This is a genomic window from Kitasatospora sp. NPDC091335, from assembly GCF_044757205.1.
Classification (GTDB): domain Bacteria; phylum Actinomycetota; class Actinomycetes; order Streptomycetales; family Streptomycetaceae; genus Kitasatospora.
The window spans coordinates 588,927-612,984 of sequence record NZ_JBIVUM010000002.1; the positions used below are offsets into that span (position 1 = coordinate 588,927).

Sequence of the window (24,058 nt, forward strand, 5' to 3'; positions counted from 1 at the left end):
CCACCAGGAGGCCCGCGATGACCGTGAACACCACGTCGCCGAACAGCGACGGGAACAGCAACGGCCGCACCCGGAACGGCTTCGGCTCGGGGGCGACGTTCGCCCCCGGGCTCAACATCAACATCAACAAGACCTCCGGCGGCGCCGGCGGGGCCGGTTCCCCGCGGATGGGCGCCGCCGCGAACCCCGGCACCGGCGTGGACCGCACCTCGCCCCTGGTCCTGCCGGAGCCCGCGTTCTACTCCACCGAGGACGTGCGCTCCTACTGCGAGGCCCTGCGCGCCTTCGGCACCTACTCCTCGATCGAGGTCGAGGTGGCGTCCGAGATCCTCAAGGCCTCGCTGGAGCAGGCCCCGGGCGCCCCGGGCGACCACGCGTTCCAGCGCAGGCGCCGGGCCCGCGAGGTGGCCAAGAAGCTCTCCAAGGCCGCCGACGCCCTGACCGACGCCGCGAAGGACGCCGCCGCCGCGTGGGCGGCCTACGAGCGCGAGTACGCCGACGTCATGGCCCCCCGCCCGGCCCAGCGGCAGCACCGTCCGTTCCAGTTCTGAGAGGAGCACGACCCATGTCGAAGAAGGACAGCACCGACCCGGAGGTGCAGCACCGGGAGACCCTGGAAGGCGCCAGCACCGGCAAGGGCGTCGCCGCGTGGCTGGCCCACCGGGCCAAGCCCTACACCCCGCCGTGGATCACGGTGGCCGCGACCGGCGTGGCCGGCACGCTGGCGTGGGTGCCCGCCCACGACTCCGCCGGATACGCGGTCGGCCTGACCCTCGGATCGGTCGGCATCACCGCCGCGACCGCGTGGGCGGGCAAGACCACCTCGCCGCAGCGGCGCCTGCACTCGGCCGTGACCGTCGCCGCCGGGTCCGGGTGGTTCACCGCGACCGCGCTCGGCGGCTGGACCGACTTTACGTTCGGCGCTTTCTGGCTCGGCGGCAGCATCCTCGCCCTGTCCTGGAACATCAGGCAGATACTGCGCCGGAACCCCGACGCCGTGCAGGCCGCGGCCGACAGCGCGGACACCTCGCTCCTGGAGAAGGTGAAGCTCGCCGGGGCGAAGATCCGGAAGACCGAGATCGAGCCGAACCGCGTCACCGCCGAACTCACCCTCCCCGCCGGGGAGATGACCAACGACGACGTCACCCGGGCGCTGCCGAACATCGCCTCCGCCCTGGACGTCTCCACCACCGCCGTCCGCTACCTGCCCGACCCCGACTCCGCCCGGCGCGGGGACCTGGTCGTGGTGCCCCGGGACATGCTCGCCGAGGTGGTCGAGTGGGAGATGCCGACCAACGTCGGCGGGTCGATCGCCGACCCGCTGGTCATCGGCCGCTACGACGACGGCTCCCCGCTCCAGCTGTGGCTGCCCGGCGACCCGGAGATCGGCCGCAACGGCACCCACCTGCTCATCTGCGGCATGACGGGTTCCGGCAAGGGCGACGGCGCGCTCAACGTCCTCACCGAGATCATGGGACGGCGCGACGTCATCGTCTGGCTGTCCGACCCCAAGAGCTTCCAGGACTTCGGCCCGCTGCGGCCCGGCCTGGACTGGGCCGTGGAGGGCGGGGCCGAGACCGAGACCATGGTCAGCGCCTTCCAGGCCGTCATCCCCGCCCGCACTCGCTGGCTCGGCGCCCACGGCTACCGCCAGTGGGTGCCCGCCGCCGCCGAGCAGCAGAACGACCCCAAGCACTCGTGCCAGAAGCGGGGCGCCTGCGGCTGCGAGGGCATGCCGTTCTTGGTCGGCTGGTTCGAGGAAGCCGCCGCCACCATCCGGTTCATGGGCGACGAGGGCTTCACCGAGATCGCCCAGCTCGCCCGCGCCGCCGGTGCCGCCCTGGTCATCAGCCTTCAGCGGCCCAGCCACGACCAGATCAGCACCAGCACCCGCGCCAGCCTCCCCTCCGCGCTCGTGTTCGGCCTGGACGCCCGGGACGAGGGCATGGCCCTGCCCGCCCCGGTCCTGGACGCCGGCGCCCACCCGGGCGCCTGGGCCAACCGCCGCCCCGGGTACTGCTACCTCGTCACGCCCGGCGTCCCCGAGCAGCGCTACAGCTCGCCCGGCCGGACCTTCCGCTTCACCGGCCAGGCCGCCCGCGTCATGGAGCAGTTGGCCGCGTGGGCGGTGCGCCACGGCGCCAAAGTCGACCCCGTCACCGCGAAGGCCGCCGCCGCCACCGCCGGCAAGGCCTACACCGACCGCCACACCCAGGACGCCACCGACGAGGACGGGGACAGCGTGTACGCGGACGGCGACGGCGGCGAGCAGGACGACGACACCGACGCCGAGCGGCGGGTCGACCCCGAGGACGAGGGCATCGACCCGCAGGCCGAACTCCCCCCGGTGCCCGAGGCCTTGGCCGGCATCACGTTCGGCCCCGAGTCCACCGCCCCGGACTTCACCCCGGAGGAGGCCCGCGCCGCGATGGAGGCGATCGTCGCGCAGTTCGAGGCGACGGGCGTGATGGTGATCGGCCCGAAGGACGTGATGGACCAGGCCGCCGAGTTCGGCCGCTCCCGCCCGTGGGTCTCCGGGGAGTTCCGGCGCCTGGTCGAGGAGGGGCGTCTGGTGCCCTCCGCGCAGAAGGGCCGCTACCGGATCGTGCCCGCCCCGGCGCTGGTCTGACACCCCCTGACGCCTGACACCCCCTGACACCCATTCCCCTAGGCAAACGCGGGTGTCAGGGGCCCCTGACAGCGGCGCTGACACCCGCTGACACCGGTCCCTGACACCCCGCTCGCCGCCCCGCCCTCCAGACCCGGAAGGGAGACCCCCATGCCCCCGCACACCATCCGCCCGCTCGCCGCGACCCACCTGCGCGAGGCCCTCCAGGCCGCCGCCGACCGCGAGCCCGCCACCGCCCTCGCCGCCCTCATGCACATCGACCCCGACTCCTGGCAGGCCATCGAACACCGCCTCGCCGCCCTCGGTACCGACCTGCTCGACGTCCTCGCCCACACCGCCAGCACGGGAGGCCCCCGATGAGCACCACCAGCGACCTGATCGCCGCCGCCGTCCTCATCGGCCCCGGCGCTCTCCTCAGCATCCCGATCGTGGCCTCCCAGCGCGGCGCCGCCGCCGACAGCGCCACCGTCCGCCGGGCCCTCGCCGCCTCCGCCGCCGACCGCGCCGCCCGCACCACCGCCACCGGCGACGCGGCCCCGCCCGACGGCGGCGAGCCCGTCACCACCCCGGCCACCACCGCCCCGGCGATCCGGCTCGCCACCGTCCACCAGCTCCCCGCCGCCCGCCGCGCCGCCTGACCGGAAGGCCTGCCCGTGTACGACGACTACGACTACGACTACGACCCGGACGAGTTCGCCAACGAGGGCATCGAGGACTGGGCCCCGGGTGAATGCGACAACTGCCCCGGCGGCGAGCCGACCCGCGTGCCGTTCGGCTTCATCTACTGCGCCTGCCAGATCGGGCAGGGCGCCGACCCCGAGCACTGCGTCTGCGGCGCCGACCAGGACTGACTTCGCCCGGAGCGGCCGGCACTCCGGCCAAGGCTTCCCGGCCGCTCCGGTTCCCCCGCCCCATCGAGACGAGGAGAACCCCCAGCATGACCCAACCGACCACGATCAGGGGAGAGCAGCCGCTCGCCGCCGCGCTCTTCCTGGCGACTTTCGGCGTGCCTGTGCTGCCGCTGCGGGCCGGGAAGGTGCCGTTCGGCAACTGCCGGGCCTGCGAGCGCACCGCGTGCGGCGGACGGCCGAACATGAAGACCCCCGGGCCCTGCCTCTGCCCGCTGCCGTGCCACGGCTGGGCCGCCGCCACCACCGACCCCGCCGTCATCGGCTCGCCGGAGTGGACGTGGGCGTGGCGGGAAGCGGCGGCGGTGGCGTACCACCCGGGCGGCGCCGGGGTGACCGTCGTCGACCTCGACGACGCCGAGGCCATCGCGTGGGCACACGAGCTCCTGCCCGCCACCCGGACCGTGCGCACCACCCGGGGTGAGCACTGGATTTACCGGGGCACCATGCCCTCCGCCAACGCCGTGCGGCCGGGCGTGGACGTCAAGTCCACCATGGCCTACGCCCGGTGGCTCGGTCCCGGCACCGGCACGATCGCTGCCCTGCCGGACGTCGTCCGCGCCCTGGTCGTGAAGAAGCCCGCGGCTGTCCGCCCGGCCGCCGTCACGGTGCCCGCACCGGCTGGTGGCGGGACCTGCCCCCACCGCACCCCGACCTACCTCGCCCGTGGCATCGCCATGGCCGAGCAGCGCATCACCGAGGCCGCCGCCGCAGTGCACGCCACCGTGTTCGCGACGTTCCTCGCCGTGCTCTCCACACACGGCCGATGCGGGTGCCTGACCGAGGCGCACACCGCGCGGCTGTTCACCGCCGCGCAGGCCAAGGGCGAATCGCCCCGCCACTGCGCCGACGCCTGGACCAACGCCCTTCACCGGTTGGGACTGTAGCCGTGGCCGACGACGAGAAGACCCCCGCCCGCGAGGTCATCGCCGACTACGCGCAGGCGCACTTCCGGTACTTCCGCACCGCCGACGGCACCGTGTACGCGCAGCGCATGGGCCACCCGGTGGCCCGGCCGATCCGCTCCCAGGGCACGACCGGAAGCCACCGCCAGGAACTCATGGTCGGCCTCTACCGGGACGGCGTCGGCGTGTTCAACGGGTCCGCGCTCAAGGAGGCGCTGGACCTGATCGAGGCGCTCGCCCTGTCCGAGGACGTGCAGAGCGTCCACATCCGAGTCGCCCCCGGCTTCGACGGGGCCACGTGGCTCGACCTCGGCCGCGCCGACGGCCTGTCCGTGCGCATCCACCCCACCGGCTGGGACATCGCCACCCCCGACCCGAGCGAGGTCTGCTGGCGGCGCACCCAGCTCACCGGCGAACTGCCGCTGCCGGCCAAGGACACCGACGGCAAGGGCATCGACCTGCTGCTGCGATTGACGAACTTCGCCGATGCCACGACCGAGTGCCTGGCCCTGGCCTGGCTGGTCGGCTGTCTTGGCCCGTCCGTGCCCGTCCCGGCCCCATTCCTCACCGGCCCGCAGGGCGCGGGCAAGTCCACCGGCGGCCGGATGCTCGTGCGGATCATCGAGGGCATGAGCGGTGACCTGCGCCGGGCCCCGAAGGACGAGGAGAACCTGATCGCGGCGGTCGCGGCCGGATGGGTCACCGCCCTGGACAACCTCTCCCACATGACCCCGGACCTCTCGGACGCCATGTGCTGCATCGTCACCGGAGCCGAGTCCGTCAAGCGTGCCCTGTTCACGGACGGGGACGTGCACCGCTCCGCCTACCGCCGGCCCCTGCTCCTGACCGGCATCGACGTCGGCGTCATCCGCCCCGACCTCGCCGAACGCCTCCTGCCCCTGCGGCTGGAGCGGCCCCGCGTCCGGCGCACCGAGGCCGAGCTGTGGGCGGAGTACGAAGAGGTGCTGCCCGTCGTCCTCGGGTCCCTGCTCGACCTCACGGTCAAGGTCCGCGCGGCAGAGGCGGAGACCCCCACCGACCTGCGCATGGCGGACTTCGCCCACCTGTGCGCGCAACTCGACGCGGCGACCGGCCTCGGGGCGCTGGCCGCCTACCGGGCCGGCCTGGACGACCTGAACGACGACGTCATCGAGGGTGACCTGCTCGCGCAGACCGTCCTCAAGCACGCCGACACCATCGCCCCGGGCCAGGCACAGCGCATGACCTCCACCGAGTGGCTGAACTGCCTCAGCCGCCTCTACAGCGGCGACGACCTCCGCCCCCTGCCCAAGGGCTGGCCGACCACCGGCAAAGTCCTCTCCGACCGTCTCAAGCGCCTCCAACCCACCCTCGCCGCCCGCCAGGTCCTCATCGACACCGGCCGCACGCGAGAGGGCCGCTACCTCGAAATGGCCCGCCCGGCCGCCCCCGCCCCACATGAACAGCAACAGCTGCCCTGACCGGGTCGCCGCCCAGACAAGCAAGAAGAGCACCGGCGTCCGCGCGGGGTGCTCTTCTTGCTGTTCGGCGAAGCCGCCAAAGGGTCGTGCCGCGAAGCGGCTCCTTCTTCACGCTCTGAGGAGCACCGAACTACAAGCAATCCGCCCCTCTTTTGTCCTAAGAGGGAAGACGCTGCGTCACCTGCGTCACGCGGCCCGAAAAGCAGCCTCTGACCTGCGCCAACAGCCGTGACGCAGACGACGGACGCTGCGTCATCCTGCGTCACCTGCGTCACCGGCCTCGTCACCGCGCGACGCAGCCCGTGACGCACGGGTGACGCGGACGACGGGCGCTGCGTCACACAAAACCGCAGATCAGAGCCCTAGATGACGCAGGTGACGCTGTGACGCAGAAATCCGCACCTAGGACACACGCGCCGAGAGGCGTCGACTCGACTGTCCTGATCACCATCGACCTCCAACACCCCACCCTGCTGAACCCGGGAGGAACCGGCATGCCCGTGAAGGACCCGAAGCTCAAGCTCGCCGCCGTCCTCGAAGAGCTGGACATGTCCCGCTCCGCCTTCTACCGGATGGTCGCCCTGGGGAGGGGGCCCGCGACCATGAAGCTCCCCAACGGCCAGTTGCGCATCCGGCGTAGCGCCCTCGACGCCTGGTGGGCCGCCCAGGAGCGATCCTCCGCTGCCTGAACCGACAGCTGAAGCACCTAGGAGCCCCGGCCAGTGCCGGGGCTCCGTCATTTGGAGAGCATGTGCTGACGTACGACGTGAAGCTGTACACCATCCGTCAACGCTCCAACCGGAAGAAGCCGTTCGAACTGCGCTGGAAGGTCGGGCCGAAGCCCCACTCGAAGAGCTACGTCACCAAGACCCTCGCCACCGGCAGGCTGGCCGAACTCCGCACCGCCATGAAGGACGGCGAGCAGTTCGACGTCGAGACCGGCTTGCCCGCGTCCGAACTGCGCAAGCTGACGCAACAGCAGAAGCAGGAATCCTGGTTCGAGCACGCCAAGAAGTACGCGAAGGTCACGTGGCCGGGATCATCCGCAAAGGAGCGTGCCGCGCGGGCCGATGGGCTCGCCACGATCACTCCGGCGCTCGTCGCGGACCACCGTGGGGCTCCGCCGGCGGCCGAGCTGCGGACGGCCCTTTCGTGCTGGGCGTTCAACGTCTCCGACCACCAGGGCGAGATCCCGGAGAAGTTCGCGGACGCACTCGCCTGGATCGCCCGGAAGTCCGTGCCCGTCTCACAGTTGGAGGACTCGGACACCCTCCGGGAGGCCCTTACGGCCATCACCCTCAAGCTGGACGGGAAGCGCGCGGCGGACAACACCATCAAGCGCAAGTACTCCACCCTCAGCGGCGCGATCGGGTACGCGATCGAACGGAAGCTCCTCACGGCGAACCCGTTGAAGTCCGTGAAGTGGACGCCACCGGAGACGGACGACGAGATCGACTTCCGATACGTTCCGGCGCCGCGACAGGCTCGGGAGCTGATCGAAGCGGTCCGGACTCTCGGCCTGCGCGGGCGCCACCTGGCCACCTACTACGGCTGCACCAACTGGGCCGCCATGCGCCCGGCCGAGGTCGCTCACCTCCGCTTGGCCGACTGCACGCTCCCGAAGACGGGTTGGGGCCTCATCGTGGCCCCCGGCAGCTCACCTCGGGTCGGATCGCGATGGACCGACGACGGGCAGTCCCATGAAGAGCGCGGCTTGAAGCACCGACCCCGTAAGGCCACCCGGGAGATCCCGATCCCCCCGGTGTTCGTCCGGATGCTGCGCGAGCACGTGGACGAGTTCGGCCTGGGCCTCGACGGACGGCTGTTCCAGGCCGCCGAGGGTGGGCTGATCAGCACCAAGGAGACTTCGGAGGTCTGGAAGAAGGCCCGGGAACTGGCGCTCACCCCCGTGCAGGTGGGCACGCCGTTCGCCGATGTGCCCTACAGCCTCCGGGCCACCTGCGTGTCCGGGTGGCTGGCGGCCGGCGTCGACCCGGCGGAGGTCGCTCACCGGGCCGGGCACAGCATCACGGTGCTCTTCAAGTTTTACGCCAAGGTGCTCGACGGCCGGAAGGACCGGTCCAACACCCTGATCGAGCGGTTCCTCGACCAGGAGTACGGCGGCGAGTAGACCGAGAATCTGGCCCACAACTGGCCCACACATGCTGACCGGACCCGGCACACAGGTGGGACAGCCCGGGACGGAATCGAAAAAGGCGGGTATCGGCTTGTTGCCGATACCCGCCCTGAGCTGGGTGTTCCTCACCAGCGGAGAGCGTGGGATTCGAACCCACGGTGACGGGTCACGCCACGACAGTTTTCAAGACTGTTCCCTTAGGCCGCTCGGGCAGCTCTCCAGGCGGAGGTCAGCCTAACGGGTCCGGCGGGGTTCGGCGCACACGATTCCGTGCGGCCGGCGGTCACGGCTGGTCGCCCTCGCGCTGGCCGAGGGTGACCTTGGTGTTGAGGGTCTGGCCGTTGCGGGTGTACTCGACGTCGACGGTCTCGCCGGGCTTGTGCGTCCAGATCCGGCTGACCAGGGCGGGGCCGTTGTCGATCGGGACGCCGCCGAGCTTGGTGATGACGTCGCCCGGCTTGAGGCCGGCCTTGTCGGCCGCGCCGCCGGGGGTGACGGCAGGCTGGCCCTGGATGTCCTTGGTCTGGATCTGCGCGCCGTCGCCCTTGTAGTCGTCGTTGCGCAGCACGTCGAGCTTGGCGTAGACCGGCTTGCCGGTCTTGATCAGGGTGTCGGCGACCCACTTGGCCTGGTTGATCGGGATGGCGAAGCCCAGGCCGATGCTGCCGGCCCGGCCGTTGGCGGAGGCGTTGGACTGGATCGCCGAGTTGATGCCGATCACCGCGCCGCCCGAATCGAGCAGCGGGCCACCGGAGTTGCCGGGGTTGATCGAGGCGTCGGTCTGGAGGGCGTTCATGTACGAGGCCTGCGAGCCGGTCTCGTCGCCGGAGGCCACCGGACGGTCCTTGGCGCTGATGATGCCGCTGGTGACGGTGGACTCCAGGCCGTACGGCGCACCGATCGCGACGGTGGCGTCGCCGACGTTGACCTTGTCGGAGTCGGCCAGCGGCAGCGGGGTCAGCTTGCTCTTGGGCGGGTTGTCGATCTTGATCACGGCGACGTCGTAGCCCTCGGCGTGACCCAGCACCGAGGCGTTGTAGGAGCTGCCGTCGGCGAACTTGACGGTCAGTTTGCCGCCGCTGAGGGTCGGCGCGACCACGTGGTTGTTGGTGAGGATGTGACCCTCGGTGTCGAAGACGAAGCCGGTGCCGGTGCCCGACTCGCCGTTGCCCTGCGCCTTGATGGTGACGACGCTGGGCAGCGCCTTCTGCGCGATGGCGGCGATCGAGCCGGGGGCCGGCTCGTTCTTCTGGGTGTCGCTGGCCTGGACGGTGGTGCTGCGGTGGTCGTCCGCGGCGGTGTTGCGGTCGGCGCGGTCGGCGACGCTCACGCCGAGCGCGCCGCCGGCCACACCGGCGACCAGGGCGACGGCCGCGATCAGGCCGACCAGACGGCTGCCCTTCTTGCGCGGACCGCCGGGGCCGCCCGGAGCACCGGGGTAGCCGAGCGGACCCGCCGGCGCGCCGGGGTAGCCCGCGCCGCCGGCGGTGGAGTCGTGGGTCGGGCCCCAGCCGCCGAGCGGCTGGCCGGCACCGAAGGGGTGGTGGCCGTGCGCGGCGGGACCGCCGGGAGCGACCGGGGCCGCACCGTACCCCTCGTGCGCGGCGGCGCCGTACCCCTCGTGCGCACCGGCGGCGGGGACGCCGTGGGTCGGGGTGGCGTACGGGTTGGCGGCCGGCGGCAGGGCCGGTGCCGCGGGCGCGACGGGGGCCGCCGGGGCCTGCGGGGCGGGCGGCAGCACCGGCGGCGGCGCGTCGATGTAGCCGGTGGCCGGGTCGACGGCCGGTTCCTCGGCGGCGGGCGCCACGGGGGCCTCCGGCGCGGGGACCTTGGTGAAGGCGACGGTGGGCTTGTGCCCGCCCTCCACCGGTACGGCGTCGACGGGCGCGGCCTCGACGGGCGCGACGGCCTCCGCGGCCTCCGGCTCGGGCACCCGCCGGAAGGCCATCGTCGGGTTGTGCCCGCCCTGAGCGGGGCCTTCGGAAACGGCCTCGGCCGCCCCCTGGCCGGCGGGCTGCTCCCCCTGCGGCCCGGTGGGCCCAACCTCGCGCTCAGTGCTCACGGACGACCTCCATAGCTGACAGAACCAAGGACCATAGTTTTTCGCACAGTCGATTCGATTGCCGTAAGGACCCCTCTGAAGAACTCATAAGAATCCTTAGCCGGTGCCGACGGCCGGGGCTCCCCTCCCCCGCCGGACGTCCCGCGATGCGGACCCCACGTCCTTCGGCCTTGGGCGTTCGCCCCCGTCCCGGTTAGCCTGTCGCTCCAAACTGACACGCGGGAGCTTGGACCCACCAGGCTGAGAGTGCGCATGTCGACCGTACGCCACCGGAGTGACGGACGTTCGAGGGGGCGCTGACCGCCGGAACCTGTCCGGGTAATGCCGGCGTAGGGAGTATCGGCCATGCCGCCTGCTTCGCCATCCTCTTCTTCGGGCGCACCCGCGTCCAAGGGTTTCCCCGATCCCGCGTCCGAGGGTCTCCCCGGTCCGGCGGCCGCCGCCGTCCTGGAGCGCCCCGCGCAGCACGTCGAGGCACCGCTGGTCCTGGACACCGAGCCGCCGCGCACGCTGCGCTTCCGGGACCACTTCGCGCTCTGGATGAACCTGGGCGTCAGCCTGATCGGCTTCACCACCGCCGCCACCGTGCTCGGCGCCCCCGGCAGCGAGCTGTCGCTGGCCGCCGCGGTGACGGCGATCGTGGTCGGTACGGCGGTCGGCACCGCGATGCTCGGCGTGGCCGCGCTGATCGGCGCCCGCACCGGCGCCCCCGCGATGGCGAACCTGCGCGGGCTGTTCGGCACCCGGCTGTCGTACCTGCCGACGGTGCTGAACATCGTGCAGTGCGTCGGCTGGGGCGTGTTCGAGCTGCTGACCATCTCGGCGGGCGCGCAGACCGTCGCGCACACCACCGGCTACCGCTGGCTGTTCGTCCTGCTCGCGGGCGCGCTGACCACCGCGCTGACGATCTGGCCGCTGGGCTCGATCGCGGTGCTGCGCCGCTTCGTGGCCGGGGCGGTCGCGGTGGCGATGGTGTACCTCACCGTCCAGCTGGGCCGCCAGGGCGTGCCGGACCCGGGCGCCGGCAACTGGCACGGCTTCCTGGGCGCCACCGACGCGATGATCGCGATGTCGGTCTCCTTCGTCCCGCTGGCCGCCGACTACACCCGGCACTCGCGCACCCCGCGCTCGGCGTTCTGGGGCAGCTTCTCCGGCTACACCATCGCCCAGGTCTGGTGCTACGTGCTCGGCCTGATGGCGCTGCTCCAGTCGGACGGCGACCCGAACCGGATCTTCGACTCCTTCCTCGGGGTCTGGGCCGGCTGGCTGTTCCTGCTGGTGCTGGTGCTGCGCGAGACGGACCAGTCCTTCGCCAACGTGTACTCGACCGCGATGTCGGTGCAGAACCTGCTGCCGAGGGCGGACCGCCGGGTGCTCTCCGGCGCGATCGGCGTGCTGACCACCGTGCTGGCGCTGCGGATCGACCAGTTCACCGACACCTACAGCAACTTCCTCGGCCTGATCGGCTCGGTGTTCGTTCCGCTGCTGGCCGTGCTGGCGGTGGACTACTTCTTCGGCGCCGGACGCCACGGCTGGAACCTCTCCGCCGACGCGCCGTCCCGCTGGCTGATGCTGCTGCCGTGGACGCTGGGCTTCGCGGTCTACCAGCTCATCGCGCCGACCGGGGTGGCCGACTGGTGGACGGACTTCTGGACCTCCGCCCGGGAGGCACTGCACTTCACCCCGCAGGAGTGGACCTCGGCCTCGCTGTTCGCCTTCCTGGTGCCGGCCCTGGCCACCTGGGCGCTCACCCCGCTCACCCGCCGCGCCGCGCGCTGACGCCGGGGGCTGCCACCGGCGGCGCTCACCGGGGTCTGCCGGGCCCCCCGGGAGCGGCCACGACCGCCGGGGCCGGCAGCGCCACCACCGCCCGAAGACGGCCCCACAGGTTGGGGCCGTCTTGGTCTGCGCGTCACTTCCGCCGCCTATCGTTGGCCCTGTGACCAGCCCAGACCTGTCCTCGACGGCGGCGCGCACCGTGCCGCCCGTCCAGGTGATCGCCCACCGCGGTTCCTCCCACGCGCTGCCCGAGCACACCCTCGCGGCCTACCGGCGCGCGCTCGACGAAGGCGCGGACGCGCTGGAGTGCGACGTCCGGGTCACCGCCGACGGCGCGCTGGTCTGCGTGCACGACCGCCGGATCGGCCGGGTCTCCAACGGCCGGGGCACCGTTTCGGCCATGACCCTCGCCGAGCTGGAGGCGTACGACTTCGGCGCCTGGAAGACCGGCCGCCCCAGCACCGACCCCGAGCTGCGCGGGGTGCTGCGGCTGGAGCGCCTGCTGGAGCTGGTGGTGGAGTGCGGCCGCCCGGTGGACCTGGCGATCGAGACCAAGCACCCGGTGCGCTTCCGCGGCCGGGTGGAGGCCGAGCTGCTGCGGACGCTGGAGCGGTTCAAGATCGGCGCGACCCCGGAGGGCGACCGCCCGTCCGCCCGGATCATGAGCTTCTCCTCGGTCGCGCTGAACCGGGTGGCCGCCACCGCGCCCGGGTTCCGGCGGGTCTTCCTGTTCGAGCGGACGCTGCCGCTGCTCGGCCGGCTGCGCGCGGACTCGCCGCTGCCGGGCGGGGCCCGGATCGCCGGCCCCGGCATCGAGCTGGTCCGGGCCCGCCCGCAGCTGGTGACCCGGCTGCGCGAACTCGGGCACGAGGTGCACGTGTGGACGGTGGACGAGCCGGCCGACGTCGAGCTCTGCCTGGAGCTGGGGGTGTCCGCGATCATCACCAACCGGCCCGCGGAGGTGCTGGCGCAGCTCGGCCGGTGAGCGGGCGCAGGCACCGTACCCACGGCCGTACCCGGCATCACGCCCGGCGCCACACCGCAGCAGACTGATCGCTCTGGTCAGCAGTCAAACCTTCCTCGCACGAAATTGCCGGAATTCTTGCGCGCGAGCGACAGAGGGTGAGCACGGAATGACCTGATGTCCACCTTCGGTCGCTTCGCTCGAAATGGGCTCGCGGGATCGTCCGGTGCTCGTTTCCGACGCATTACCAAGGGGCATCTCTCCCTCGGCATACGCTGAAGGAGGTCCGGGGGTGGCGTTGATGGTGGCGCGTGAAGTGCCGACTTCATCGACCATGGCAGTGCCGCACGGCCCAGCGAGTGTCGGGGTCGCACGGCGCCGACTGCGTCGAGATCTGAGTGACCGGCAGATACCGGAACCGGTCATCGATGATGCTGTTCTGATCCTTTCCGAGCTGTTGAGCAATGCCTGTCGGTACGCCCGTCCGCTCGGCCCGCTGCCGGCCCTGGGCCGCAGCGCCAAGGCCGAGGTGCTCGGGCAGGTGCTGGTCGGCGTCCCGTCCGGGGCGCACGCCGCACCGGGCGGCCGGGAGCCCGCCGAGGGCCCGGCCGAGCCGGCCGGCGGGGTGCTGGTCCGCTGGCAGATCCACGCCGACGGAGTGCTCACCCTGGAGGTCACCGACGGCGGGGCGGCCACCCGGCCGCTGCCCGCGAGCCCGTCGCTGACCTCGCGCGGCGGCCGGGGCCTGAGCATCGTCGACCAGCTGGCCGGCGACTGGGGCGTGCGCGACGCGCCCGGCGAGGTCACGGTCTGGGCGGCGCTGCCCGCCAGAGCCCGGCACGCCCGGCGCACCGGAGGCGATGCCCGTAGCGCGTGAGCCGGGCCCGGGGAATGTGTCGTTAGGCTTCCCGGAACACAGGACCACCGTTCCCGGGAGAGCCGCACCATGGGCAAGAAGGCCGCCAAGAAGGCGCCGCAGCGCCAGTCCACCACCGCCGTCACGGGCGAGATCCCCGTGGTCGGGGCCCGGGAGGACTGCCCCTGCGGCTCGGGCCGCCGGTACAAGGCGTGTCACGGCCGGGAGGCCTCCCACGCGGTGCAGGAGCTGGTGCAGCGCCCGTTCGAGGGCCTGCCCGGCGAGGCCGACTGGGTGGCGCTGCGCGAGCTGGTGCCCGCCGCCACGGTGCCGCTGAAGCTGGCCGCCGGGGTGGCCGAGGGCGCGAGCGGCGACGTCCCGTCGGTGACGCTGGCCACCGTGCTGCCGCTGGCCTGGCCGGCCCTGCGCCGCCAGGACGGCTCGGTGCTGCTCGGCCTCCAGACCCAGTCCGCCTCCGGCGACCTCAGCCGCGACCTCGCGGACGCCCTGGAGCTGGCCCTGGCCACCGAGCCCGGCAGCCCGGTGCCGGCCCGCCGGACCGTCCCCGGCGGCCGCCGCCTCCAGGACCTGCTGGACACCACCGCCGGGTTCGAGCCCGTGGTGCACACCGGATTCGAGTTCTGGCTGGAGGACGCCGAGTCCGCCACCGGTGAGGTCGCCGCCTCCCTGGAGCGCGCCAACGCCTCGGCCATCCCGACCGAGAAGCTCGCCGGCGTCGACGCCGCCTACTGGTGCGGCACCCCGGACAAGAACCACCTGCGCTGGGTGATGACCGTGCCGGAGGAGCAGCTGCTGGACGCGCTGGCCCGGCTGAACGCGGCCGGCGAGGCCTCGCTCGGCCAGGACACCCGCCTGGTCGGCTCCTTCCGCGCGCACGGCCTGACCGTCCCGGTGTGGGACCTCCCGCTCACGATGACCGCCGCCGACTGCGAGAAGCCGGCCGCCGAGTTCGCCGAGCGGCTCGTCGCCGTACTCGCCGACGGAACCCCGCTGACCGCCGAGGAGCGGCGCTCCCGCGCGAACCTGGTGAACCGTCAGGTCACCCTGAACTAAAGCGCGCAGGATCCGCGTGATACGCGTCACATTGTCGCGCTGAACGCGCAATTTCCGGGCGTGGAGGGCGTCTTGGAAATTGGCGCGGGCGCGGATCCTTGTTACTGTCTAAAGAGTCCGGCCGCTGGTGCATCCCCCGTCGCCAGCGGCCGGATCTTTTGTTTTCCGTAACACCCCGGTGGACGGCCCCGATGCAGGCCCGGTTCCGGTGATCCTCAGTAGGCCGAACGTCCGTGGTTCAACCGGACCGTCGCCTCCACCAACTCCCCCAGCAGCGGCCCGACCTGCGGCAGCCAGACCCCGCCGCCGGCGCCCGGCCGCGGGGCCAGCACCCAGCGCACCGGCCCGGCCGCGCCGCCGGGCGGCAGCGACAGGAAGCCGCCGGGCCCGTGGTAGCGCAACGACCCGGGCACCCAGGGGAGTTGGGCGAGCATCTCACCGAGCACGTCCAGTGAGTACGGGGCCACCAGCAGTGCGTAGCGGCCCGGCATCGCCAGCACGGGACCGAGCGGCAGCCGCAGCGCGCCCAGGTAGACCAGCGCCCGCGCACCGGCCGCCGCGGGCAGGCTGACCGCCGAGACCGTGGGGCCGGTGGCGACGATCACCGGTGCGTCCGGGCTCTTCCGCTCCCACCACCAGCGCACCATCCGGGCGTCCGTGGTGGCGGCCAGCAGCGAGGGGTCGTGCGGGTGGGCGCCGGGGACGGTGCAGTCCGGGTCGCCGCAGGAGCAGCAGCCCTCGCGCAGCACGGCGCCCGGCACCACGGGCCAGCGGTGGTCGACGGCGGCCGTCAGGGCCGCGGTCAGCCGGGCGGCGCGTTTCTCCGACCGGTCCTTCGGGTTCTCACGCATGGCGCTCGTTCCTTTCCCTGACCGCTCGCTTCGCTCCGCCCCGTCGGCGTCCGTCGGGATCCTCCGCGCGGGCCCGCCGCGGCGCGGGCCCCGGGCGGCGCGGGGCGGGGCGGGGCGGCTGGGCGGACGGCGCGGCTACGACGTGGAACAGGTGTGGAGCACGACATGAAGGGCCGCGCACCGGCACAGCCCTTGGAACGAGAATCCCGTACGCGACCGGATGGACGCCGCCCGGGCGCGCTTGGTTCCACCGTACGAGTGAGAGAGTTCCGGCCGGCCCGGCTCGCGGGCGGCACGGACATACGATCCGGACGGCCGCCCGGGCCGTCCTCCCCGTTCTGCCCGCTCGCGGTCCGCTCCATGCCTCCGGGCCCGTGCGGCGCGCGCACGACCCCCTCGCGCCCCCGGCCGGGTCACGCTGGACGCGGAACCGGGCACCGGCCTCGTCCTGGATCTGGACATGCCCCGAATGGCCTGTGTAGAAGTGGTGGCATTGCTGTCGATCAATGACGAGTAGTAGCGAATCGAGGCGAAACACGCCCTTTGGCCGTGCTCGCTCCACATCGGCCTATCTGGGGGTCTCGCATGGCACGTAGCACCGCGTCAGGAGTGGCGGCATGAACGAGTCCCACCCGTCGACGGCCCTCCCCTCGACGACGACCGCCGAACCGGGCGAGCCCGGCTGCGCAGGCGGGCTCACCGTCCTCGATCCGCCGGGACGGACCGGCCCCGCCGACGCCCAGGACGGCACGACGGACGACGGCTCGGCGGGCGACCGCACGGCGCCGTCCGCCGCGGTGCAGGACCGTTTGGCCGGACGTCTGTCCGATATCACCAGCCTGCACGAGCACACCGAGCGGCTCGCCAGGACCCGCGGTCTGGCCGCCACCCTGGACACCGTCCTCGCCTCCGGCGCGGCCCTGCTCGGCGCCCGCCGCGGCATGCTGGTCACCAGGCTGCCCGGCGGCGGCCCCGGCCAGCCGGTCGGCCACGGCCTCGACCGCGCCAGCCTCGGCGCCCTGGAGACCGTCCCGACCGAGCAGAGTCTGCTGGCCCGGCTGCTGCGCGAACGGGACCGGCCCGCCCAGCTGCACTCCCGCGACCTCGCCGAGGACCCGGCCATCGGCGCCCGGCTGCGCGAACTCGCCGTCCACCTCGGCTTCGGCGGCGCCTTCGGCCTGCCGCTCGCCACCCCAGAGGACGGCCCGCTGGCCGCCGCCCTCTGGTTCTACGACGAGCCCGCCGAGCCGACCGAGTGCCAGCGCGAACTCGCCCGCCACTACTGCGAGATCGCCTCCCCGCTGCTCGCCAAGCAACTGGAGGCGGACCGGATCTCGCGCACCACCGAGGCGCTGCGCCGCGGCCTGCTGCCGGACCGGCTCCCCCAGGCGGCCGGGCTGCGGCTGGCCGCCCGGATCGTCCCGGCCGGGCTGGACCGCTCCAGCGGCAGCGACTGGTACGACGCGATCCCGCTGCCGGACGGCACCATCGGCCTCACCGTCGGCTCCGTCTCCGGCGACGGCCCCGGCGCGGGCCCCGGCTCCGCCCCCGGCGCGGCCGCCGCGATGGGCCGGATCAGGGCCGCGCTACGGGCGTACGCGGTGCTGGAGGGCGAGGACCCGGTCTCCGTCCTGGGCGACCTGGAGCTGCTGCTCAAGACCACCGAGCCGACCCGCACCGCCACCGCCGTCTACGCCTGGGTGGAGCCCGAGGAGCGCCGGATCACCCTGGCCGGCGCCGGGCACTGCCCGCCGGTCCTGGTCGGCCGGCACGGCGCCGAGTTCGTGGAGACCTCGCTCTCCGCCCCGCTCGGCATGCTGACCTGCTGGGAGGCCCCCGGGGTGGACTTCACCGCCGAGCGCGGCGACACCCTGCTGCTCTACACGGAGGGGCTGGCCCGTCGCTGCGGCCCGACCCTGCACGCCGGGCAGGCCAACCTGCGCCGGGCCGCCGCCGACGCCCCGCGCGACGTGCGGATCGACCCGGACCGGCTCTGCGCCCACCTGCTGGCCGTCTGCCCGGCCCCGGAGGCCGTCGGCGCGGACACCGACGACCTGATGCTGCTGGCGGCCCGCTTCGACTGAGCCCGGGCCGGGCTCCGGCCGGCCGGAGCCCGCTCCGGGGCGTCCCGCGGGCCGCTCCGACCGGGCCCGAACAGACGAGCGGCCGGGCGTCCGTACCATGGACGCACGGCCGCCCGCGCGTGTCGCGATCCGACACCTCCCCCGAGGGGCGGCGGTACCACCCCCAAGGAGGCGTTGCACGTGACCGAGGACCGTACCCCCGCGGTGGCCGAGAACCCCGAGGCCGAGGGCGGCGAGGAGGCCGAGCAGCCCAAGGGCCGCAAGAACGGCCTCTACGGCGAGATCTCCGACGCGCTGGCCGACTCGATGAAGTCCGGCTGGGCCGACACCGAGCTGCACGGCCTCGCCCCGGTCGCCCAGGCCCCGTACGCGGTCGAGCGCCGCGCCAAGCTGTCCGCCGCCTTCCCCGGCGAGCGTCTGGTCGTCCCGGCCGGCAACCTGCGGGTGCGCTCCAACGACTGCGACTACGCCTTCCGCGCCGCCAGCGAGTACGTCCACCTCACCGGTGACCGGACCGAGGACGCGGTGCTGGTCGGCGAGCCGACGGGCGCGGCCGGCCACGAGTTCACGCTCTACCTGCTGCCCCGCTCGAACCGCGAGGACGGCGAGTTCTGGCTGGACGGCAACGGCGAGCTGTGGGTCGGCCGCCGGCACAGCCTGAGCGAGCAGGAGCAGCTGCTCGGCCTGCCCGCCCGCGACGTCCGCAAGGCCGCCGAGGAGCTGGCCGCGAAGGCCGCGGACTCCGCCGTGCCGACCCGGATCGTCCGCGGCTACGACGCCGGCCTGGAGGACGCGCTCGCCGACGCCCTGGACGCCGACCGGGACGCCGGGCTCAAGGAGTTCCTGAGCGGCCTGCGGCTGGTCAAGGACGAGTGGGAGATCGGCGAGCTGCGCGCCGCCTGCGACGCCACCGTCAAGGGCTTCACCGACGTGGTCCGCGAGCTGGGCCAGGCCGTCAGCACCTCGGAGCGCTGGATCGAGGGCACCTTCTGGCGCCGCGCCCGGGTCGAGGGCAACGACGTCGGCTACGGCACCATCGCCGCGGCCGGCCCGCACGCCACCACCCTGCACTGGGTGCGCAACGACGGCGACGTGCGTCCCGGCGAGCTGCTGCTGCTGGACGCGGGCGTGGAGACCCACACCCTCTACACCGCCGACGTCACCCGCAGCCTGCCGATCAACGGCCGGTTCACCGAGCTCCAGCGCACGATCTACGACGCGGTGTACGAGGCCCAGGAGGCCGGCATCGCCGCGGTGAAGCCCGGCGCCCGGTTTCGCGACTTCCACGAGGCCTCGCAGCGCGTCCTCGCCGAGCGGCTGCTCGCCTGGGGCCTGCTGGACGCCTCGGTGTACGACGTCGAGAAGGTCCTGGAGCTCGGCCTCCAGCGCCGCTGGACCCTGCACGGCACCGGCCACATGCTCGGCCTGGACGTCCACGACTGCGCCCACTCGCGCCGCGAGGAGCACGTCGACGCGCTGCTGGTGCCCGGCATGGTGCTGACCGTCGAGCCCGGCCTGTACTTCCAGCAGGACGACCTGACCGTGCCGGAGGAGTACCGCGGCATCGGCGTCCGGATCGAGGACGACATCCTGGTCACCGCCGACGGCAACGAGAACCTCTCGGCCGGCCTGCCCCGCCGCTCCGAGGACGTCGAGGCCTGGATGGCCTCGCTCGCCTGAGCCCCGGCAGCTGACAACGGGCGCCTGACAACCGGCAGCCGGCAACCGGCACCCGGCCGCCGGCAGCCGAGAGGGCCCGGCCTCCCGAGCAGTGGGAGGCCGGGCCCTCGGTCATCGGCGCCGGTCCGCCGCCACGTCCGTCCCACCGTGGGGTCGCGGCCGGCAGCCGGGTCCGGGATGTTCTCCGCGGCCTTCCCCGGAACGCCGAAAGGCGCCGCGACCGGGGAGAACCACAGGTCACGGCGCCTCGACGAGGGCCCGCGGCAGGCTACTTCGCGGTCACCCGCAGCGGGACGCTGCGCTCGCCGAGGACGTCGGGCACGCCCTCGGCGGGGATCAGCAGGGCCTCCGCGACCACCGGCATCACCCCGGCGCCGTCCTCCTTGGTCAGCTTCATCCGGTACTTCAGCGTCACGCTCTGCCCGGCGGGCAGCGCGAAGCTCCCTTCGACGTCCGGCTTGCCCACGGCACGCCGGTTGAGGTCCACCGGGGTCCAGGCCGTGCCGTCCTGGCGCTCCAGGGTGCCGCGCACGGTCGGCTGGCCGCCCGCGTACGACTCGGCGACCACGACCGGGGTCACCTGGGGGTAGTTGGTCCTGCCGGTGTTCCTGAAGGTGACCGAGAAGGTCGTCGGGGTTCCGTCGTTCGGCACCTGCTGGCCCGTGACGAGGCCGTCCACGGTGACGGTGACGGCGTTCGCGTTCGCCTGTGCCGACGTGGGCGGCTGGTGGCCGCTGACGTCCAGGGTGTCCAGGATCGAGACCAGGGCGGGCTGGTACTCGGCCTTCAGCCCGTTCGCCACGACGTACACCTGGTCCGACTTCAGCCCCCACATCTGGGCCGTGAAGGTGTCGCCGGGCCGGCAGGTCACCTGCCACTGCGTCTTGTCGATCGTCTTCCCGGCCACGATGTCCTTGGTCAGCACCGGGGCGCCGACCGAGGAGTAGCCGCCGGCGGGAGTGTACGGGCGGCCCCACACCGGGCAGTTCGGCTGGTGGCCCCAGCCCGATTCGGAGCCCAGGTCGGCCATCGTGGGCCAGGCACCGCCCTCGGTCTCCTCCGCGCTGTTGTAGGCCACGACCAGCACGCCGTACGGCTCGCACTTCGACTGCGACCAGTTCTGCTGCGGGTCCGCCGGCGCGCCGGGGCTCAGCACGCAGACCCGGTCGGCCGCGACCGGCGCGGCCCTCCAGCCCGCCGGGACCCTGAACTTGACGCCCCGGAGGGTGTACGAGCTCGCCGCACCGGTCACCGGAGGGCCGGTGGTCCTGGGGGCGGAGGGCGAGGAGCCCTCCGCGAGCGGGACCCCGGTCGGCGGGTTATCGGCGAGCGGGGCCTCGGTGACGGGCTCGCCGCCGGGGGTGCCCGGGTCGGTGGGGGTGGCCGTCGGGCTGGGCGTGCCGGTCGGCTCGGGAGCCGGGCTCGGCGAGCCGGTCAGGGTGGCGGCCGGCGGCGGGACCTCGTTCCGGGCGACCGGCTCGCCGTGGAAGGTGAGCACGCCGATCGCCATCGCGGCGGCCAGGCCGAGCGGCACGGTGACCGCGTACACCGGGCGCAGCCGGCGGATCCGGCTCTTCGGCGGAGCGGCCGGGCGCAGGCTGGTCGCCGTGACCCTGGAGGCCCGGGCGGTCATCGCCTCGCGGAGCAGCCGTTCCGTGGGCGTCTCGGCCGGCCCGTCGCCGTCACCGCCGATGCGGCGGGGGAGTCTGTCGGTCATCGAACCTTCTCCAGGTGCTTTTCCAAGGCGTCCAGAGCGCGGCTGGCGGTGGACTTCACGGCGCCCTGGGACAGCCCCAGGGTCTCGGCGATCTGCGCCTCCGACATGTCGGACCAGTAGCGCAGCACCAGCACCTCACGCTGGCGGGGAGTCAACTCCTGCAGGGCCACGAGCACCCGGCGGTGCTCGTCGTTGAGCACCGCGTGGTCCTCGGCGGACGGGGCGTCGGCCACGTGCGGCGGGACGTACTCGCGGGCGGTCTTGCGGCGGCGCAGCATCGAGCGGGCGCCGTTGACCACCGAGGTGCGCAGGTAGCCGAGCGCGTTGTCGAGGTCGTCCAGCTCCTCGCCGTGGCGCTGGTAGAGCTGGGTGAAGGCCTCCTGGACGACGTCCTCGGCCAGGTCCTGGTGGTCGACCAGCAGGACCGCCATCCGGACCAGGCCGAGCCGGTGGGCGTGGTACAGGTCGGTCAGGGTGGGCCGGTCCTCGGCGGGCCTGCGGCCGCCGCGCAGCAGCCGGAACCCGGACCGGCGCTGCTTCGCCTCCTGCTCGGTGACGACACCGGCGAGCGGCTCGCCGGCCTCCTGCGCGCCGAACAGCGCGGCGGCCATCCCCCGGACGGAGAAGCCGCGTCCCCCTGTCTGCCCGGCAGTCGGCCCGATGGCCATGGACATGTGCGATTCCGCTTTCCCCCGGGACGGTGACGGCGCACGCCGGCCCCGTCAGGTCACCTGATCAAGATCGTGATCGGGGGGATCCTCCCAGCCGCCCCCGGCCCGGTCCTCTCCGCCCCCGTACCCAAGGACGTGTGGCGGAAGTGAAGGTTGCAGGCGGGTTCGAAGAAATTTCCGAAGCGGTCGGGACGGCTACACTCACCGGCATTCCGCCACCCGTGAGCAGGGGGTTCGCATGACCGCGCAGAACGTCGAGGGCCCGGTCGGTGCCGCCCGCGCACCCGGTACGGCCGGGGGAGCCCCGGGCGCGGACGCCGGAGCCCCGGGTACGGCCGGGGGCACCGCCGGGTCGCGGCCGGTGGCCGTCGGCATCGGCCGGCGCCCCGAGCCCGTGCACGACGTCGCGGTGTACGCCTTTCCCGGCATGGCACCGTTCGAACTCGGGGTGGTGGTCGAGGTGTTCGGGCTGGCGCGGCCGGAGCTGGCCGGACTGCTGGCGACGCCCTGGTACGGGCTGAAGGTGTGCGCCGACCGGCCGGGGACGGCGCTGGAGGCGGTCGGCGGCTTCACGCTGACCGCCCGGCACGGGCTGGACGAACTCGCCGCGGCCGACACCGTGGTGGTCCCCGGGGTGCCGAACGCGTTCGGCGGCGAAGTCTCCCCCGGGCTGGTCGAGGCGCTGCGCACCGCGCACGGGCGCGGCGCCCGGATCGTGTCGATCTGCTCGGGCGCCTTCGCGCTGGCCGCCGCCGGACTGCTGGACGGCCGGGAGGCGACCACCCACTGGCGGTACGCCGAACTGCTCCAGCAGCGCCACCCCTCGGTGCTGGTCGACCCCGACGTGCTCTACGTGGACAACGGCGACGTGCTCACCAGCGCGGGCAGCGCGGCCGGCATCGACCTCTGCCTGCACCTGATCCGCCGGGACCACGGCGCCAAGGTGGCCAACACGGTGGCCCGCCGCTTCGTGGTGGCACCGCACCGGGACGGCGGGCAGGCCCAGTTCGTCGAGGCCGCGGTCCGCCCGGTCGAGGAGGAGGACGACGGGGTCGCCCGCAGCATGCGGTGGGCGCTGGACCACCTGGCGTCCCCGCTGACCATCTCGCGACTGGCCCGCGCCGCACGGATGTCGGACCGCTCGTACCTCCGGCACTTCACCGCCCGCAACGGGACCAGCCCGATGCGCTGGGTCGTCACCCAGCGCATCGCGGCCAGTCTGCCGCTGCTGGAGTCGCCGGAGGGGACGGTCGAGGAGATCGCCGCGGCGGTCGGCTTCGAGAGCGCCGCGACTCTCCGGCACCACTTCGGCCGGGTGATGCGCACCTCCCCGACCGCCTACCGGCGCTCGTTCGGGCGCGGGGCGGCCTGAGCCGCGGGCCGCCCGGTGGGGCCTAGCGACCCTCGCGCCGGTCCGCGTTGGCGAGCATCGCGTCGTGCAGCCACTGCGCCAGGCCCGGCGCGGTCTTCTCGTAGGCCTCGGTCCAGCGCGGGTCGGAGACGTACAGCCCGGCCAGCCCGCGGTGGATGGTGTACGTGCAGTCGTAGAAGTTCCGGCAGATGTGCTGCCGGTGCTCCTCGGCGAGGTCCGTGGCCACCGTGCCGTCGGCGGGCTCGCCGGCGGCGAGCGCCTCGGCCAGGCGGGCGTCGAGCCCGGTCATCTCCTCCTGGATCCGCTGCCAGTCGGCCTTGGAGTAGCCGCCGGTCCTGCGCTGCGACTCGGCCCAGGCGGCGGTGTCGCCCCAGCGCTGCTCGGCCTCCTGCTCCCAGTCCTCCTGGTAGCCCTCGCCGAAGATCTCGAACTTCTCCTCCGGGGTCAGCTGAATGCCCATTCTCCGTGCCTCCATGGCGTGTTCGACGGCTGCGGCGAGCTCCTGGAGGTGACCGATCCGGTCGGTGAGCAGCCGGTGCTGCCGCCGGAGGTGCTCGGTCGGGCTGACCGATTCGTCGTCCAGGATCGCCGCGATCTCCTCCAGGGGGAACCCGAGTTCTCGGTAGAAGAGGATCTGCTGCAACCGGTCGAGGTCGGCGTCCACGTACCGGCGGTAGCCGGACCGGGTACGGCCGGCGGGGGACAGCAGGCCGATCTCGTCGTAGTGGTGCAGGGTGCGGACGGTCACCTTGGCGGTCTTCGCCACGGCGCCGACCGAGTAGCCCTCACTGGTCATCGGAGTTCCTCCCTGGTGCTGACCACCACCCTCGGCTCTCACGTCGCGTGAGGGTCAAGCCGTACCCGGAGCGGCCGGCGAGGGCGCGGGGCGGGGCGGGGCAGGACGGCGGT

The 24,058-nt window shown here is 73.3% G+C and carries 21 protein-coding genes, 1 tRNA gene and 1 riboswitch; of the genes, 16 read left to right on the top strand and 6 right to left on the bottom strand.

What is annotated here, in order from left to right:
- The first annotated feature begins 17 nt into the window (after positions 1-17).
- The 9 genes from traA (at position 18) to ACIQOW_RS07585 (ending at position 8,033) form a co-directional block, all read left to right on the top strand.
- Positions 18-551: a plasmid transfer protein TraA gene (gene traA / locus ACIQOW_RS07545; protein ID WP_401080743.1), complete on the top strand. Its 534-nt coding sequence runs from the start codon at positions 18-20 to the stop codon at positions 549-551.
- Between the two features lie 14 nt (positions 552-565).
- Entirely contained in the window at positions 566-2,629 is a 2,064-nt protein-coding gene (gene traB / locus ACIQOW_RS07550) for a plasmid transfer protein TraB (RefSeq protein ID WP_401080746.1), read from the top strand.
- A 150-nt stretch (positions 2,630-2,779) separates the two neighbouring features.
- Positions 2,780-2,989, top strand: a complete 210-nt coding sequence (locus ACIQOW_RS07555; RefSeq protein ID WP_392868149.1) for a hypothetical protein — start codon at positions 2,780-2,782, stop codon at positions 2,987-2,989.
- On the top strand, positions 2,986-3,267 hold the full coding sequence (locus ACIQOW_RS07560; RefSeq protein WP_401080750.1) for a hypothetical protein: 282 nt from the start codon (positions 2,986-2,988) through the stop codon (positions 3,265-3,267). Before ACIQOW_RS07555 ends, ACIQOW_RS07560 begins: the two co-directional genes overlap by 4 nt.
- A 15-nt stretch (positions 3,268-3,282) precedes the next feature.
- On the top strand, positions 3,283-3,480 hold the full coding sequence (locus tag ACIQOW_RS07565; RefSeq protein WP_401080753.1) for a hypothetical protein: 198 nt from the start codon (positions 3,283-3,285) through the stop codon (positions 3,478-3,480).
- A gap of 86 nt (positions 3,481-3,566) precedes the next feature.
- On the top strand, positions 3,567-4,424 hold the full coding sequence (locus tag ACIQOW_RS07570) for a bifunctional DNA primase/polymerase (protein WP_401080756.1): 858 nt from the start codon (positions 3,567-3,569) through the stop codon (positions 4,422-4,424).
- A gap of 2 nt (positions 4,425-4,426) precedes the next feature.
- Complete coding sequence (locus tag ACIQOW_RS07575) at positions 4,427-5,902, top strand: ATP-binding protein (RefSeq protein ID WP_401080758.1); 1,476 nt, start codon at positions 4,427-4,429, stop codon at positions 5,900-5,902.
- 494 nt (positions 5,903-6,396) lie between these two features.
- Positions 6,397-6,591, top strand: coding sequence for a helix-turn-helix transcriptional regulator (locus ACIQOW_RS07580; RefSeq protein ID WP_401080761.1), 195 nt, complete (start codon positions 6,397-6,399; stop codon positions 6,589-6,591).
- Positions 6,592-6,653: 62 nt separating this feature from the next.
- Positions 6,654-8,033 carry a tyrosine-type recombinase/integrase gene (locus ACIQOW_RS07585; RefSeq protein WP_401080764.1) on the top strand — a complete coding sequence of 460 codons (1,380 nt, stop codon included), beginning with the start codon at positions 6,654-6,656 and terminating at the stop codon, positions 8,031-8,033.
- Positions 8,034-8,171: 138 nt separating this feature from the next.
- On the opposite strand, the gene ACIQOW_RS07590 is transcribed toward ACIQOW_RS07585, so the two are convergent.
- Positions 8,172-8,259 (bottom strand) — tRNA-Ser (locus tag ACIQOW_RS07590).
- Positions 8,260-8,322: 63 nt separating this feature from the next.
- Positions 8,323-10,101: a S1C family serine protease gene (locus ACIQOW_RS07595; protein ID WP_401080767.1), complete on the bottom strand. Its 1,779-nt coding sequence runs from the start codon at positions 10,099-10,101 to the stop codon at positions 8,323-8,325.
- A 208-nt stretch (positions 10,102-10,309) separates the two neighbouring features.
- Positions 10,310-10,454: riboswitch (TPP riboswitch) on the top strand.
- Here ACIQOW_RS07595 and ACIQOW_RS07600 point away from each other — a divergent pair.
- The 4 genes from ACIQOW_RS07600 to ACIQOW_RS07615 all read left to right on the top strand — a co-directional run bounded on the left by ACIQOW_RS07600 (position 10,447) and on the right by ACIQOW_RS07615 (position 14,774).
- Complete coding sequence (locus ACIQOW_RS07600) at positions 10,447-11,880, top strand: purine-cytosine permease family protein (RefSeq protein WP_401080770.1); 1,434 nt, start codon at positions 10,447-10,449, stop codon at positions 11,878-11,880. Its footprint overlaps the riboswitch before it by 8 nt.
- Positions 11,881-12,040: 160 nt before the next feature.
- Complete coding sequence (locus ACIQOW_RS07605) at positions 12,041-12,865, top strand: glycerophosphodiester phosphodiesterase (protein ID WP_401080772.1); 825 nt, start codon at positions 12,041-12,043, stop codon at positions 12,863-12,865.
- 280 nt (positions 12,866-13,145) lie between these two features.
- The gene (locus ACIQOW_RS07610; protein WP_401081356.1) at positions 13,146-13,721 is read left to right on the top strand and encodes an ATP-binding protein; all 576 of its coding nucleotides are present in this window, start codon (positions 13,146-13,148) and stop codon (positions 13,719-13,721) included.
- Positions 13,722-13,790: 69 nt separating this feature from the next.
- Positions 13,791-14,774 carry a DUF5926 family protein gene (locus tag ACIQOW_RS07615; RefSeq protein ID WP_188295056.1) on the top strand — a complete coding sequence of 328 codons (984 nt, stop codon included), beginning with the start codon at positions 13,791-13,793 and terminating at the stop codon, positions 14,772-14,774.
- Positions 14,775-14,989: 215 nt separating this feature from the next.
- Here the strand turns inward: ACIQOW_RS07615 and ACIQOW_RS07620 are convergent, their stop codons facing one another.
- The gene (locus tag ACIQOW_RS07620) at positions 14,990-15,625 is read right to left on the bottom strand and encodes a bifunctional DNA primase/polymerase (RefSeq protein WP_401080774.1); all 636 of its coding nucleotides are present in this window, start codon (positions 15,623-15,625) and stop codon (positions 14,990-14,992) included.
- A gap of 617 nt (positions 15,626-16,242) precedes the next feature.
- Here ACIQOW_RS07620 and ACIQOW_RS07625 point away from each other — a divergent pair.
- Together ACIQOW_RS07625 and ACIQOW_RS07630 are read left to right on the top strand one after the other, a co-directional pair.
- Positions 16,243-17,709, top strand: coding sequence for a PP2C family protein-serine/threonine phosphatase (locus tag ACIQOW_RS07625; protein ID WP_401080776.1), 1,467 nt, complete (start codon positions 16,243-16,245; stop codon positions 17,707-17,709).
- A 180-nt stretch (positions 17,710-17,889) separates the two neighbouring features.
- Positions 17,890-19,389, top strand: a complete 1,500-nt coding sequence (locus ACIQOW_RS07630) for an aminopeptidase P family protein (protein ID WP_401080779.1) — start codon at positions 17,890-17,892, stop codon at positions 19,387-19,389.
- 268 nt (positions 19,390-19,657) lie between these two features.
- Here ACIQOW_RS07630 and ACIQOW_RS07635 read toward each other — a convergent pair whose 3' ends face one another.
- Both ACIQOW_RS07635 and ACIQOW_RS07640 read right to left on the bottom strand, forming a co-directional pair.
- The gene (locus ACIQOW_RS07635; protein WP_401080781.1) at positions 19,658-21,106 is read right to left on the bottom strand and encodes a hypothetical protein; all 1,449 of its coding nucleotides are present in this window, start codon (positions 21,104-21,106) and stop codon (positions 19,658-19,660) included.
- The gene (locus ACIQOW_RS07640; RefSeq protein ID WP_401080784.1) at positions 21,103-21,780 is read right to left on the bottom strand and encodes a SigE family RNA polymerase sigma factor; all 678 of its coding nucleotides are present in this window, start codon (positions 21,778-21,780) and stop codon (positions 21,103-21,105) included. The genes ACIQOW_RS07635 and ACIQOW_RS07640 overlap by 4 nt, the downstream gene beginning before the upstream one ends.
- Before the next feature lie 235 nt (positions 21,781-22,015).
- Between ACIQOW_RS07640 and ACIQOW_RS07645 the strand changes: the two genes are divergently transcribed.
- Positions 22,016-23,149 carry a helix-turn-helix domain-containing protein gene (locus tag ACIQOW_RS07645; RefSeq protein ID WP_401080787.1) on the top strand — a complete coding sequence of 378 codons (1,134 nt, stop codon included), beginning with the start codon at positions 22,016-22,018 and terminating at the stop codon, positions 23,147-23,149.
- A 22-nt stretch (positions 23,150-23,171) separates the two neighbouring features.
- Here the strand turns inward: ACIQOW_RS07645 and ACIQOW_RS07650 are convergent, their stop codons facing one another.
- Positions 23,172-23,945, bottom strand: a complete 774-nt coding sequence (locus ACIQOW_RS07650) for a MerR family transcriptional regulator (RefSeq protein WP_401080789.1) — start codon at positions 23,943-23,945, stop codon at positions 23,172-23,174.
- Positions 23,946-24,058: the final 113 nt, after the last annotated feature.